Consider the following 12,662-nt stretch of genomic DNA (forward strand, 5'->3'; position numbering starts at 1 on the left):
GCAGTGCCGCGTTTGCCGCAGCCACAGTGGCTGTGATCGCGGCCATCGTGCTGCCGGCCTGGCTGGGCAGGACGTCGCTCCTTGCCCAGCCGATCGGCCAGCGGCGCACCATCCAGTTTGCCGCCGCCGCAGCGGCACTGGCCTGCGCGACCATCATTCTGGCTCTCGGACGTCTGCCGGATACGCCGCTGCTGGACTTCCCTGCCCTGCAAGGCCTCAATCTGAGAGGCGGCCTGCGTATCCCTCCGGAGTTCGCCACCCTCGCCATCGCCATCGCCATCTATGGCGGCTCCTACATTGCGGAGATCGTGCGCGGAGGCTTCAAATCTGTCGGCACCGGCCAGGTCGAGGCAGCCCTTTCCTTGGGCCTTAGTCCCTGGCGGGTCTTCACGCTGGTGCGGCTGCCGCTGGCGCTGCGTGCCATGCTGCCGATCCTTGCCAATCAGTATGTCTGGCTGATGAAGGCGACGACGATGGGCATCGCCGTGGGCTTCACCGACTTCTTCATGATTGTGGCGCTGACGATCAACCATTCCGGGCAAACCCTCGAAGCGATCGGCATCCTGATGGCAGGCTTCCTCGCCATCAACCTCAGCCTTGCCGCCGTCTTCAACCGCATCAACAAGGCAATTGCCCTCAAGGGCAATCAACTGAGGGGCTGAGAGATGGAGATGGTCATTGTCGCTCCACCCGCTCCCGGCAGGCTTGAGGATCTGAGGCGACGCTTCTTCGCGACGCCGCTTCAGGCGGTGGTGTCGCTGGCCTGTCTGACGATCATGGTCTTCCTGGTCTGGAAGCTGCTGAATTGGGCGGTTTTCTCGGCTGTCTTCACCACCAGCGGCGGGCCGGAAGCCTGCCAGGCGACAGCGGGAGCCTGCTGGTCGGTCATCGCAGCGAGATGGCGGATCATCTTCTTCGGCCTCTATCCCTACGAGGAACAATGGCGCTCGGCGCTGGCCTGCGTCGCCGTTGTGGTGATGACGGTGCTGAGCTGTATCCCGGCGTTCTGGACGGGCCGCCGGATCGCGCTGGTATGGGGAGCCGGAACAGGCCTTTTCTACCTATTGATGAAAGGCGGCGTGCTTGGCCTTGCCCATGTCGGCGAGGAAGCCTGGGGCGGGCTGGCGCTGACCCTGTTCATCTTCGTTACCACCTGCCTGATCGGTTTCCCCTTGGCGATCTGCCTGGCCTTGCTACGCCGGTCGGAGCTGCCCTGGATTTCGCGGACCACCGGCCTCATCATCGACGGGGTCCGGTCGCTTCCGCTGATATCGATCCTCTTCACCTTTGCAGTGGTTCTGCCGTTCGCGCTGCCGCAATGGCTGCAGGGCGATAAGCTTTACCGCGTGATCCTCGGCTCCGCTCTGTTCTTCTCCGCCTATCAGGCTGAGATCGTGAGAGGCGGCATGCAGGGCGTTGCGACAGGACAGGAGGAGGCTGCCATGGCGCTCGGCATGCGCTACTGGCAACGCATCAGCCGCATCCTCCTGCCTCAGGCAATGCGCAACGCGATGCCGGCCACGATCAACCAGTTCGTCATCTCGTTCAAGGAGACCTCGCTGGTGGTCATCGTCGGTTTCTTCGAGATCCTGGCTTCCGGCAATGCCGCCTATGGCACCGGCGAATGGCGCTTCGCCTATGTCGAAGTCTATGCCTTCATCGCCTTCATCTACTTCATCTTCGTCTTCAGCCTATCCCGCTATGGCGCCTTTCTCGAGCGCCGCATGTCGGTCAGCGAACGGTAAGGAGGCGTGCAGGTGATCTCAACCAATTCGACCGGTGAGCCGGCGCTCCGCATCGAAAACCTCGACAAATACTACGGCACGTTCCAAGCACTGCGCGGGATAAACCTTTCCGTACAACGGGGCGAAAAAATCGTCGTCTGCGGACCCTCCGGCTCCGGCAAATCGACGATGATCCGCTGCATCAACCGCCTCGAACAGCACAATGGCGGCCGCATCGCGGTGCTCGGGACCGAGCTCAACGACGATGTCGGCAATATCGACGAGATCAGGCGTGAAGTCGGCATGGTGTTCCAGCACTTCAACCTGTTCCCGCACATGACGGTGCTGGAGAACTGCATGATCTCCCCGATGATCGTGCGCAAGCAGCCGCGGGCGCAAGCCGAGGCAACCGCCCGCCACTACCTGGAGAAGGTGCGCATTCCCGAGCAGGCCATGAAATATCCCAGCCAATTGTCCGGCGGTCAGCAGCAGCGCGTCGCCATTGCACGCGCACTTTGCATGCAGCCGCAGATCATGCTGTTCGACGAACCGACCTCGGCGCTCGATCCGGAAATGGTTTCCGAAGTGCTTGACGTCATGGTCACGCTTGCCTCGGAAGGCATGACGATGATCTGCGTGACGCATGAGATGGGCTTTGCGCGTCGCGTGGCGGACCGGGTGCTTTTCATGGACGGCGGCGAGATCCTCGAAGAAGCGCCTCCGGACGAGTTCTTCACCTCTTCCCGCAACGAGCGCACTCGACAATTCCTGTCGCAGGTGCTGGGTCATTGATTGGAAGCAACGATCCGGGACGTGTCGCACGGCACGCCCTCAGCTAACTCGGGTAAATCAATGACCGATCCCGCCACCGCGCTGCACGAGATTCTCGGGCCGAAAGGCTGGCTTTCGGGCCGGGATGCCGAGCCCTACCAGCGCGATTGGCTCAATCGCTACGGCGTCGCACCTCTTGGCGTTGCCAGGCCCGCGAATACGTCGCAGGTTGCCAGTGTCGTCAAACTATGTCGCGAGGCCGGACTGGCAGTCGTGCCGCAAGGCGGAAACACCGGGCTTTGCGGCGCCGCCGTCGCCGAGCAGCCGAATGCGGTGATCGTCTCGCTGTCACGCATGACGGCGATCGGGAAGCCGTATCTGGACAGCGGATCGATCGTCGTCGAGGCGGGTGTCGTGCTGGCCACGCTGCACGAGGCGCTGGAGCCGCATGGGCTGATGTTTCCAATGCATCTGGGCGCAGAAGGCAGCGCCAGGATCGGCGGCCTGATCGGCACCAATGCCGGCGGCAGCCAGGCTTTCCGATACGGCATGATGCAGGATCTCGTCCTGGGTCTCGAAGTCGTGACGCCTGATGGCGGGATTTGGGACGGACTGCGCGCGGTGCAGAAGGACAATGCCGGCTATCAACTGCGCAAGCTGTTCTGTGGCGCTGAGGGCACGCTCGGCATCGTCACGCGCGCGATCCTGCGGCTCTACCCCAAGCCTCGGCAGCAAGCGAGCGCCCTTCTGGTCCTGCCCGACTTTGCCGCCGCCGTTTCGTTCGGCGCCTTCCTGCGCGGCGAGGCCGGGGAATTCCTGACTGGCCTCGAGTTCTTCTCCGATGTGGGCCTGCGATTGGCGCTCAAGCACGTGCCCGACCTTGCCTACCAACTGGAGACACGGGGCGACGTCTATCTGCTGGTCGAACTGGCATCGGGGTCGTCACGCGTTCCCCTGGACGAGATCCTGGCTTCGGCTCTGGAATGGGGCATGGAACAGAGCCTGGTTAGCGACGGCGCGCTGGCGGCGACAGGTGCGCATCGCGCACAATTCTGGCGGCTGCGCGAGGAGCAACCGGAGGGACAAAGGCTGGAAGGCGAGCAACTCAAGCACGACATCTCCGTCCCTCCAGGTGCAATCGCCCGTTTCGTCGAGGCTGGCGCGAAGATCTGCGGCGGCATTCTTCCCGGTGTGCGGATAAACCCGTTCGGGCACCTCGGCGACGGAAACATCCATTACAATTTGTCTCCGCCGGAAGGTCGTGCCGATTTCGACGGCAAGGCCGAGCTGTTCGCAGAGGCGCTGTCATCTCTTGCCACTCAGATGGGCGGCAGCTTTGCCGCCGAGCATGGGCTTGGCCGGGCAAAGGTGGTCATGGCCGACCGCAATCGCGGCCTGGTGGAGCGAGAGCTCATGGCGCGGCTCAAAGGCGCGTTCGATCCGCTGGGCACGATGAACCCGGACGTCCTGGTTCGCGCCTCTCGGGAAAGAAAAACTTTCGAATAGACGGCATTTCTTGGTTTCGTCTCGATGCGCCAGCGTGCACGTATGAATCCGAAAGGCAGGCTCGATCCGCTTGCCGCCTGAATGAAGGATGTCGCAGCATGATCCGCAATGGCGGTCGCCTTCTTGTCGAATGCCTGATCGCGCTCGGCGCGACCAAGAGTTTCGGTGTGCCGGGCGAAAGCTATCTGGCCGTGCTGGACGCGCTGCACGACACTCGTGGAAAGCTGGACTACGTGCTGTGCCGCAACGAGGGCGGCGCGGCATTCATGGCCTCGGCCTATGGCAAGCTGACGGGTTCGCCGGGCATCTGCTTCGTGACGCGCGGACCGGGTGTCGCCAATGCGTCCATCGGCGTGCACACGGCGATGCAGGACAGTTCGCCGATGATCCTGTTCGTCGGCCAGGTCGGCACCGACATGCGCGGCCGCGAAGCGTTTCAGGAAATCGACTACCGCGCGGTGTTCGGCACGATGGCGAAATGGGCGGTGGAGATCGACGCTGTCGAGCGCCTGCCGGAAATCATTGCCCGGGCCTGGACCACGGCGCTCACCGGGCGGCCAGGCCCGGTGGTGATCGCCCTGCCCGAGAACATGCTGACGACGCTGACCGATGTCGCGGCGCTCAGCGGGCCTGCCAGGGTGTTCGAGGCCGCGGCCGATGCCGATGCGCTGGCCGAGGCCCGGTCCATGCTGGCCGCCTCCAGCAGACCGGTGATCCTGATCGGCGGTGCCAACTGGTCAGCTGACGGGCGTGCCGTGCTCCAGGCTTTCGCCGAGACCTCCGACATTCCGGTGGTCGCGGCGTTCCGTTTCCAGGATCAGTTCGACAATGGCTCACCGGTCTTCGTCGGCGAGGCCGGTGTCGGCATGGTCCCGCATGTCAAGAAGCTGATCCGGGACGCCGATGTGATCCTGGCGATCAATGTGCGCTTCGGCGAGATGACCACGGATGGCTACACGCTGCTGTCTGTGCCCGAGCCGAAGCAGAAGCTGATCCATGTCCACGCTTCGGATCGCGAGATCGGCAAGATCTACGTGCCCTCGCTTGGCATCCATGCCGGGCCGAACGCCTTCGCCAAGGCGCTCTCGCCGGTCAAGGGCGACTGGGGCGCGTGGCGGTCGCAGGCACGCCAAAGCTATGAGGGCACGTTCACCGCGCCTGCCCAGCCGGGCCCGGTCGACATGGTCGAAGTCAGCCGCTGGCTGCGCGAGAACCTACCCGACGACGTCATCCTCACCAACGGCGCCGGCAATTTCACCGTGTGGCCAAACAAGTTCTTCAGGTTCGGGCCAAAGGCGCGGCTGCTTGCACCGCAATCCGGCGCCATGGGCTACGGCCTGCCGGCGGCCATCGCGGCCAAAGTGGCCTTTCCCTCACGCACGGTGGTCTGTTTTGCCGGTGACGGCGATTTCCAGATGAACTGCCAGGAGTTGGGGACGGCGATGCAGGCCGGGGCGCAGCCGATCGTCCTCATCCTGAACAACGGCATCTACGGGACCATCCGCGCGCATCAGGAGCGGCACTATCCGGCGCGCGTGTCGGGAACGAACATCGAGAACCCGGATTTTGTCGGCATCGCCCGGGCCTATGGCTTCCACGCCGAGCGGGTCGGCGCGACGGGGGAGTTCGCCGGCGCTTTCGGCAGGGCGCTGGCATCCGCGACCGGCGCGGTCCTGGAGCTGGATATTTCCCCGGAGGCGATCACGCCGCGTCAAACCCTTTCCCAAATGCGCGACGCAGCGCTCGCTTCGCATAAGGCCAACGCATGACCAGTACGGCAAATGACATCCGTCTCGGCGCGGATATCGGCGGCACGTTCACCGATATTGTGGTCGATGTGCGCGGCACGATCTTTTCCACCAAGATCCTGACCAACTATGCCGCCCCCGAACAGGCTATCCTCGACGGAATCGAGATCGTCGTGCGCGACGCCGGCATCACGCTGGCGGACCTCGACATCGTCATTCACGGCACCACGCTGGCGACCAACGCGCTCATCGAACGGCGTGGCGCCAAGACGGCATTGGTCACCACCGAAGGGTTTCGCGATGTCATCGAGATGCGCACGGAAAACCGGTTCGAACAGTATGATCTGAACCTGAAGCTGCCGCCGCCGCTGATCCCGCGCGAGCATCGCTATACGGTCAAGGGGCGCATCGGCGCGGACGGAAAGGAATTGCAGCCGCTGGACGAAGCAGCGCTCGACGAGATCGCCGACAGCATCGCCGCGGGCGGCTTCGGCGCCGTCGCCATCGGCTTCATCCATTCCTACATGAACCCGGTGCATGAGCAGCGGGCACGCGCGATCCTCGCCAGAAAGCTGGACATACCGATTTCCATCAGCGCTGAGGTCTCGCCGCAGATGCGCGAGTTCGAACGCTTCAACACGGTTTGCGCCAATGCCTATGTCCGGCCGCAGATGGCCGACTATCTGGTGCGCCTCCAGGTGCGGCTGAAGGAGATGGGGGCGAACTGTCCGGTGTTCATGATCCACTCGGGCGGCGGACTGATCTCGATGGAAACCGCGTCCGAATTTCCGGTGCGCCTGGTCGAGTCCGGTCCGGCCGGCGGTGCCATTTTTGCGGCCGACGTGGCGCGGCGCTTCGACCTGGACTCCGTCGTCTCCTACGACATGGGCGGAACGACCGCGAAGATCTGCCTGATCGAGGACTATTCGCCGCGCACGGCGCGGACCTTCGAGGTCGCCCGCACCTATCGCTTCTGCAAAGGCTCCGGCATGCCGATCTCGATCCCGGTCATCGAGATGATCGAGATCGGCGCCGGCGGCGGCTCGATCGCCTGGGTCGACGCCATGGGCCGCATCCAGACCGGCCCGGAAAGTGCCGGGTCCGAACCCGGTCCCGCCTGCTACGGGCGTGGCGGCAGCCGCCCGGCCATCACCGATGCCGACCTGGTGCTGGGCAAGCTCGATCCCGACAATTTCGCCGGCGGCGCCATCAGGCTCGACACGCAGGCTTCCGAGCAGGCGATCACCCGCGATGTCGGCACCCGGCTTTCGCTCAATTCCGTTTCCGCCGCTTTCGGCATCTGCGAGGTCGTCGACGAGAATATGGCCAATGCCGCCCGCGTCCACGCGGTGGAAAACGGCAAGAACATCTCCGACAATGTCATGATCGCCTTTGGCGGTGCAGCGCCCCTGCATGCGGCGCGGCTGTGCGAGAAGCTTGGCGTCGAACAGTGCCTTGTCCCGCAAGGCGCCGGCGTCGGCTCGGCCATCGGTTTTCTCAAGGCGCCGTTCGGCTACGAGGCGCTGGCTTCCAAGCTGATGCGGCTGTCGCGCTTCGATGCATGCGAGGTGAATGCGCTGCTCGACGGGCTGAAGACGACTGCCGAGAGCTTCGTGCGAGCCGGCACTAACAATGCCATCACCCGCGAGATCACCGCCTTCATGCGCTATGCCGGCCAGGGTTGGGAAATCCCGGTGCCGCTGCCCGACAGGGCGTTCAAGCCCGGCGATGAGGTGAGCCTCAAGGACGCCTTCCGGGACAATTATGCGCGCTTCTTCGGCCGTGCCATTGATGGCCTCGACGGATTGGAAATCGAGATCGTCACCTGGTCGGTCAAGGCGCAGGACGTGCGGCCGGCGCCCGCAAGGCACGAGATCACCATGGGGACCAGGACCGTCGCCGCTTCGCAAACGCGCGAGGTTTTCGATCCGGCGACCGGAACCGTGCAGGTTTCAGCCATCATCGAACGCGCCGACCTTTCGCCAGGGGATCGCATCAGCGGTCCGGCGGTGATCGTCGAGCGTGAGACGTCGACGGTCGTCACCACTCTCTTCGATGCCGCGCTACAGAGCGACGGTTCGATCCTCCTGATCCGCAAAGGGGTCCAGGCATGAGCGACATCTTGGAAATCCGCATGCAGGTGATGTGGAATCGCCTGATTTCGGTGGTCGAGGAGCAAGCGCTGACCCTGTTGCGTACGGCCTTCTCCACGTCGGTGCGTGAATCGGGCGACCTGTCGGCCGGCGTGTTCAATCCGCGCGGCGAGATGCTGGCGCAGGCCGTGACCGGTACGCCCGGGCATGTGAACACCATGGCCGAGGCCGTGCTGCAGTTCATGAACGAGATCCCGCGCGAGGAGATGTACGAGGGCGACACCTATGTCACCAACGATCCCTGGAAAGGCACCGGCCATCTCCATGACATCACCATGGTCTCGCCCTCGTTCCTGAACGGCGAACTGGTGGCATTCTTCGCCTGCACCGCGCACGTGGTCGATGTTGGCGGACGTGGCTTCGGCGCCGACGGCAAGTCAGTCTACGAGGAAGGAATCCAGATCCCGATCATGAAGTTCGCCGAGCGCGGCAAGGTGAACCTCGATCTGGTGAAGATCCTGCGCGCCAATGTGCGCGAGCCGAACCAGGTCGTCGGCGACTTCTATTCGCTGGCCGCCTGCAACGAGGTCGGCCATCGCCGCCTGGTCGACATGATGAAGGAGATCGGCCTGGCATCGCTGGACAGGCTGGGAGAGTTCATCTTCACGCGCACGCATGACGCGACGCTGGAGCGCATCAAGGCGCTGCCGAAAGGCACCTGGTCGAACGAGTTGGTGACCGACGGCTACGATACGCCGGTCAAGCTGGTGGCAGCTGTCTCGATTGAGGACGACCATTTGAATGTCGATTTCTCCGGCACCGATCCGACAAGCCGATGGGGCATCAACGTTCCGATCATCTACAGCAAGGCCTATGCCTGCTACGCCCTGAAATGCGTCGTGGCGCCGGAGATCCCGAACAATGCGGCCTCGCTTGCTCTGTTCACTATATCGTCGCCGACCAACATCCTGAACGCCCCGCGGCCGGCGCCGGTCTCCCTGCGGCACGTCATCGGCCATATGGTGCCCGATCTGGTGCTGGGCGCGCTGGCCAAGGCGCTGCCGGGCCAGATCCTTGCCGAAGGGGCGGCGGCACTGTGGAACATCCACATCTCGGTCAGGCCGGTCGCCGGGAGCGATGGACGCCGCGCCGAGGTGCTGATGTTCAATTCCGGCGGCATGGGGGCCCGCCCGACGTTGGACGGGCTGTCCGCCACCGCCTTTCCGTCCGGTGTCCATACCATGCCGATCGAGGCGACCGAGCACACCGGGCCGATCGTCATCTGGCGCAAGGAACTGCGTCCCGATTCCGGGGGCGACGGGGAATTTCGCGGCGGCCTCGGCCAGATCCTCGAAATCGCGGCCACTGAAGGCCACGAGTTCGATTTTTCCGCCATGTTCGACCGGGTCAACCATCCGGCCAAGGGACGCGATGGCGGCAAGGACGGGATAGCCGGCATCGTCAGGCTCGACGATGGCACGCTGATGCGCCCCAAGGGCTGGCAGCACGTTCCGGCAGGGCGTCGTCTGGTGCTGGAACTTCCTGGCGGTGGCGGCTATGGCGATCCCTCCAGGCGCAGTACGGAGGCGCGGGCACAGGACGTGTCCAGGGGCTATATTTCGGAGAAAAGCCGATGAGCTACATTTCCTCGCGCCTGTCCGTGGTCAAGCCGTCGGCTTCGATGGCCGCCTCGCAGGCGGCCAAGGCGCTACGGGTCAAAGGCGTCGACGTCATCGACCTTGGCCTTGGCGAACCTGATTTTCCGACGCCTGCCCACATCATCGAAGCGGCCTATGCAGCCGCCAAAGCGGGCCAGACCCTCTACACCGCCGCAGCCGGCTCGCCGGAAGTGCGCGAGGCCGTGGCCGGGAAGTTCAGGCGCGAGAACGGACTGGACTACACGGCCGACGACATCGTCGTGGCCAACGGCGCCAAGCAGATCATCTTCAACGCGCTGATGGCGACGCTGGAACCCGGCGACGAGGCCATCCTGCCCGCGCCCTATTTCGTCTCCTATCCTGAGATGGTGAAGCTGCTAGGCGGCACGCCCGTCACGGTCGAATGCAGGGAAAGCGGCGGCTTCAGGCTGACGCCCGAACTCTTGGAAAAGGCGATCGGGCCGAGAACCAAGTGGCTGTTCCTGAACATGCCCGGCAATCCATCCGGAGCGGTCTACTCGGCCGACGATCTCAAGGCGCTTGGCGCTGTCCTTGCCAGGCATCCGCAGGTGCTCATCCTGTCGGACGAGATCTATGAGCACATCATCTTCGATAACCGCGAATTCGTATCCTTCGGCAAGGCCTGCCCTGACCTCAAGGACCGAAGCCTCATCGTCAACGGCGTGGCCAAGGCCTATGCGATGACCGGCTGGCGTGTCGGTTATGCAGCCGGCCCGGCACCACTCGTCAAGGCGATGTCGATCATCCAGAGCCAGTCGGTCACTTCGGTCTGCTCGATTGCCCAGGCGGCGACGGTCGCCGCACTGAATGGCCCGCAGGACGAGGTGGCTCGTTTCCGCGATGCATTCGAGGCGCGCAGGAACCTGGTCGTCGATGGCATAAGGCGCATCAACGGCCTGACGCTGCCGCCGCCGGAAGGAGCTTTCTATGCCTATATCGGTTGCGCCAGCCTGATCGGCCGCAGGACCCCAAAAGGCGTCATGCTGGAGGACGATACGGCGGTGGCGACCTATCTTCTGAACGAAGGCCGCGTGGCCTCGGTGCCGGGCACTGCCTACGGACTTTCACCTTATTTTCGTATCTCCACCGCCACCAGCGAGGAGGTGCTTGCCGAGGCGATCGCGCGGATCAACGCCGCCGTCGCGCAAGTGGAGTAGACCATGCCGCATTACGAACGCATCCTGATCACCGGCGCCGCCGGCCGGCTTGGCTCGGAACTGCGAAAGGGGCTGGTGCCGCTGGCAAAAACGATCCGCCTGGCGGGTCGCGAACCGTTCGGCGATCTTGCTCCTCACGAGGAAGAAGCGGTCTTCGATCTCGCCGACATGGAGGCTACACTTGCGGCCACCAAGGACTGCGACGCGATCGTGCATTTCGGCGGTGCGCCGCTTGAATGCGAATGGCAAACGATCCTGGATTCCAGCATTCGCGGATCCTACCACATCTACGAAGGCGCCCGGAAACACGGCGTGAAGCGGGTTATCTATGCTTCCTCGGTGCATGCCATCGGCTATCATGAAGTCGAAGCCCATATCGGCGTCGATGCGCCGGTGCGCCCCGACAGCCTCTACGGCGTGTCGAAGAATTTCGTCGAAAGCCTGAGCCGGCTCTACTGGGACAAGTTCGGCATTGAGACGGCTTGCCTGCGTATCTTCTCGTCCTTTCCCGAACCGGCCGACCGACGCATGCTGTGGTCGTATCTTTCCTTCGCCGACTGCGTTCGTCTGGTCGAAGCAGCACTGACGGCGCCGCGCGTCGGGCACACAATCTCGTTCGGCATATCCGACAACAAGCTGAAAATGGTCGACAACAGCGGCGCCAACCATCTGGGGTTCATCCCGCAAGACAGCGCCGAGCCATTCCGCGCAGCGGTCGAGGCGAAGACGCAGATTCCGGATCCCAAGGCGCCATCGGTGAAGTATCTGGGCGGGTGGTTCTGCGAGCTTGGCCATCCGGACGACAAGCGGGCGTAACTATCAAAAAACCAATCCGCTAGATGGCGAAGACGAAACATCCACCAACACCCCTACGGCTCCCTGCAATTCACGGCGACAGCCGAATAATGATCATGAAGCGCTTCCGGGACGTTCAGGCCAGGGCGACACCGGCGATCGTGCAAGACCGTAGGCTCCGGCGATCACCCCCATGCCTCCGGTGTGCTTCTGAGGTTCGGTGCCGTCTGCCATGTAGGCTTCCGCGATCACCTGTTCTGATGCAGGATCGTCTCGGCCGCAATGAAGCCCCAGGTCAGGTTCGGGCCGAGCGTGGTGCCGGCCCCTACGGCGCGCGTGCCGATGGGGTTGGCCATCGCAAGCCCTGCCGCATAAAGGCCGGGAATGATCGAGCCGTCCGGTCTCAACACCTGCGCCCGCTCGTTGGTCCGGGCCCCGCCCTTGGTGCCGAGGATCGAGCGATTGATCGTCATGCCGACGTAGGGCGCCTTGTCGATCGGCTTCAGCCGGTTCTCGGGGCCATGCGCCTTGTATGCCTCCCAACCATTATCGCCGCGGTGGAAGTCCGCATCGTGCCCGTTCTCGCAAAAGCCGTTCCAGCGCGCGATCGTCTCCTCCAGCGCCGCCGCCGGCAACCCGAGCTTGGCGGCAAGGCCAGCGATGGTATCGGCCTTCTTGATCCAGTCGCGCTCGTAGGAGGCATACCAGCGGAAAGGCAGCGAGGTTTTGAGGAAACGATTATCGCCAACGAGATAGCAGGGCAGATGGACGGGCTCGCCATCCGGTCCGCGCGCATCGATCGCCTCGCCGATGTTGAAGGCGTTTTCGCTGACAAAGCGCTTTCCCTCGCGATCGACCACGATCGAATGCGGCTCGGCCTGGAAGGTCATCGGCAAGCCGTGCGACTGTCCCTGGTAGCGCGTCGGCAGGCAGGGATAGACGTTCGCCTGATCCATGCGGTCCAATTGCGCGCCGACGGAAGCCGCAAGCTTCTGGCCGTCGCCCTCATTGCCGCGCGGGCTGCCGATCCGGTCGAAGGCGCCGGGGAAGTGGCGTGCGCGCATCTCGGCGTCCCATTCGAAGCCGCCGGTTGCGATGACGACGCCGCGGCGCGCGACGATCTTCGTGCGCCGGCCCTTGCTCTCCACCTCCGCGCCGGCGATGCGTGAGTCCGGATCCTGAAGCAGGG

Annotated in this window: 10 protein-coding genes; 9 read left to right on the forward strand and 1 reads right to left on the reverse strand. The window is 63.9% G+C overall.

Going from position 1 to position 12,662, the window contains the following annotated elements; genetic code table 11:
* The 9 genes from ENZ74_RS07015 to ENZ74_RS07055 all read left to right on the forward strand — a co-directional run.
* A partial coding sequence (locus tag ENZ74_RS07015) for an ABC transporter permease subunit (protein ID WP_127312705.1) occupies window positions 1–662 on the forward strand: 662 nt, incomplete at its 5' end.
* A 3-nt stretch (window positions 663–665) separates the two neighbouring features.
* Window positions 666–1,745, forward strand: a complete 1,080-nt coding sequence (locus tag ENZ74_RS07020) for an amino acid ABC transporter permease (RefSeq protein WP_063168725.1) — start codon at window positions 666–668, stop codon at window positions 1,743–1,745.
* 12 nt (window positions 1,746–1,757) lie between these two features.
* The gene (locus ENZ74_RS07025; protein ID WP_027161621.1) at window positions 1,758–2,516 is read left to right on the forward strand and encodes an amino acid ABC transporter ATP-binding protein; all 759 of its coding nucleotides are present in this window, start codon (window positions 1,758–1,760) and stop codon (window positions 2,514–2,516) included.
* Between the two features lie 60 nt (window positions 2,517–2,576).
* On the forward strand, window positions 2,577–4,001 hold the full coding sequence (locus ENZ74_RS07030; RefSeq protein ID WP_063168726.1) for an FAD-binding oxidoreductase: 1,425 nt from the start codon (window positions 2,577–2,579) through the stop codon (window positions 3,999–4,001).
* A 98-nt stretch (window positions 4,002–4,099) separates the two neighbouring features.
* Window positions 4,100–5,770, forward strand: a complete 1,671-nt coding sequence (locus ENZ74_RS07035) for a thiamine pyrophosphate-binding protein (protein WP_063168727.1) — start codon at window positions 4,100–4,102, stop codon at window positions 5,768–5,770.
* Entirely contained in the window at window positions 5,767–7,863 is a 2,097-nt protein-coding gene (locus ENZ74_RS07040) for a hydantoinase/oxoprolinase family protein (protein ID WP_063168728.1), read from the forward strand. The genes ENZ74_RS07035 and ENZ74_RS07040 overlap by 4 nt, the downstream gene beginning before the upstream one ends.
* Entirely contained in the window at window positions 7,860–9,479 is a 1,620-nt protein-coding gene (locus ENZ74_RS07045; RefSeq protein WP_063168729.1) for a hydantoinase B/oxoprolinase family protein, read from the forward strand. The genes ENZ74_RS07040 and ENZ74_RS07045 overlap by 4 nt, the downstream gene beginning before the upstream one ends.
* Complete coding sequence (locus tag ENZ74_RS07050; protein ID WP_063168730.1) at window positions 9,476–10,678, forward strand: pyridoxal phosphate-dependent aminotransferase; 1,203 nt, start codon at window positions 9,476–9,478, stop codon at window positions 10,676–10,678. The genes ENZ74_RS07045 and ENZ74_RS07050 overlap by 4 nt, the downstream gene beginning before the upstream one ends.
* A 3-nt stretch (window positions 10,679–10,681) precedes the next feature.
* A complete protein-coding gene (locus ENZ74_RS07055; protein ID WP_063168731.1) occupies window positions 10,682–11,494 on the forward strand; it encodes an NAD(P)-dependent oxidoreductase in 813 nt (270 codons plus the stop codon).
* A 227-nt stretch (window positions 11,495–11,721) separates the two neighbouring features.
* On the opposite strand, the gene ENZ74_RS07065 is transcribed toward ENZ74_RS07055, so the two are convergent.
* Window positions 11,722–12,662 (reverse strand): FAD-binding protein (locus ENZ74_RS07065; RefSeq protein WP_164760965.1); only part of this gene is annotated, 941 nt, incomplete at its 5' end.

It is taken from the genome of Mesorhizobium sp. M7A.F.Ca.CA.002.15.2.1, from assembly GCF_003998715.1.
GTDB lineage: Bacteria > Pseudomonadota > Alphaproteobacteria > Rhizobiales > Rhizobiaceae > Mesorhizobium > Mesorhizobium ciceri.

Excerpts from the sequence above, each read along its gene's own strand:
- ENZ74_RS07020 (WP_063168725.1), top strand. The coding sequence starts at position 666 with ATGGAGATGGTCATTGTCGCTCCACCCGCTCCCGGCAGGCTTGAGGAT.
- ENZ74_RS07030 (WP_063168726.1), top strand. The coding sequence starts at position 2,577 with ATGACCGATCCCGCCACCGCGCTGCACGAGATTCTCGGGCCGAAAGGC.
- ENZ74_RS07035 (WP_063168727.1), top strand. The coding sequence starts at position 4,100 with ATGATCCGCAATGGCGGTCGCCTTCTTGTCGAATGCCTGATCGCGCTC.
- ENZ74_RS07040 (WP_063168728.1), top strand. The coding sequence starts at position 5,767 with ATGACCAGTACGGCAAATGACATCCGTCTCGGCGCGGATATCGGCGGC.
- ENZ74_RS07045 (WP_063168729.1), top strand. The coding sequence starts at position 7,860 with ATGAGCGACATCTTGGAAATCCGCATGCAGGTGATGTGGAATCGCCTG.
- ENZ74_RS07050 (WP_063168730.1), top strand. The coding sequence starts at position 9,476 with ATGAGCTACATTTCCTCGCGCCTGTCCGTGGTCAAGCCGTCGGCTTCG.
- ENZ74_RS07055 (WP_063168731.1), top strand. The coding sequence starts at position 10,682 with ATGCCGCATTACGAACGCATCCTGATCACCGGCGCCGCCGGCCGGCTT.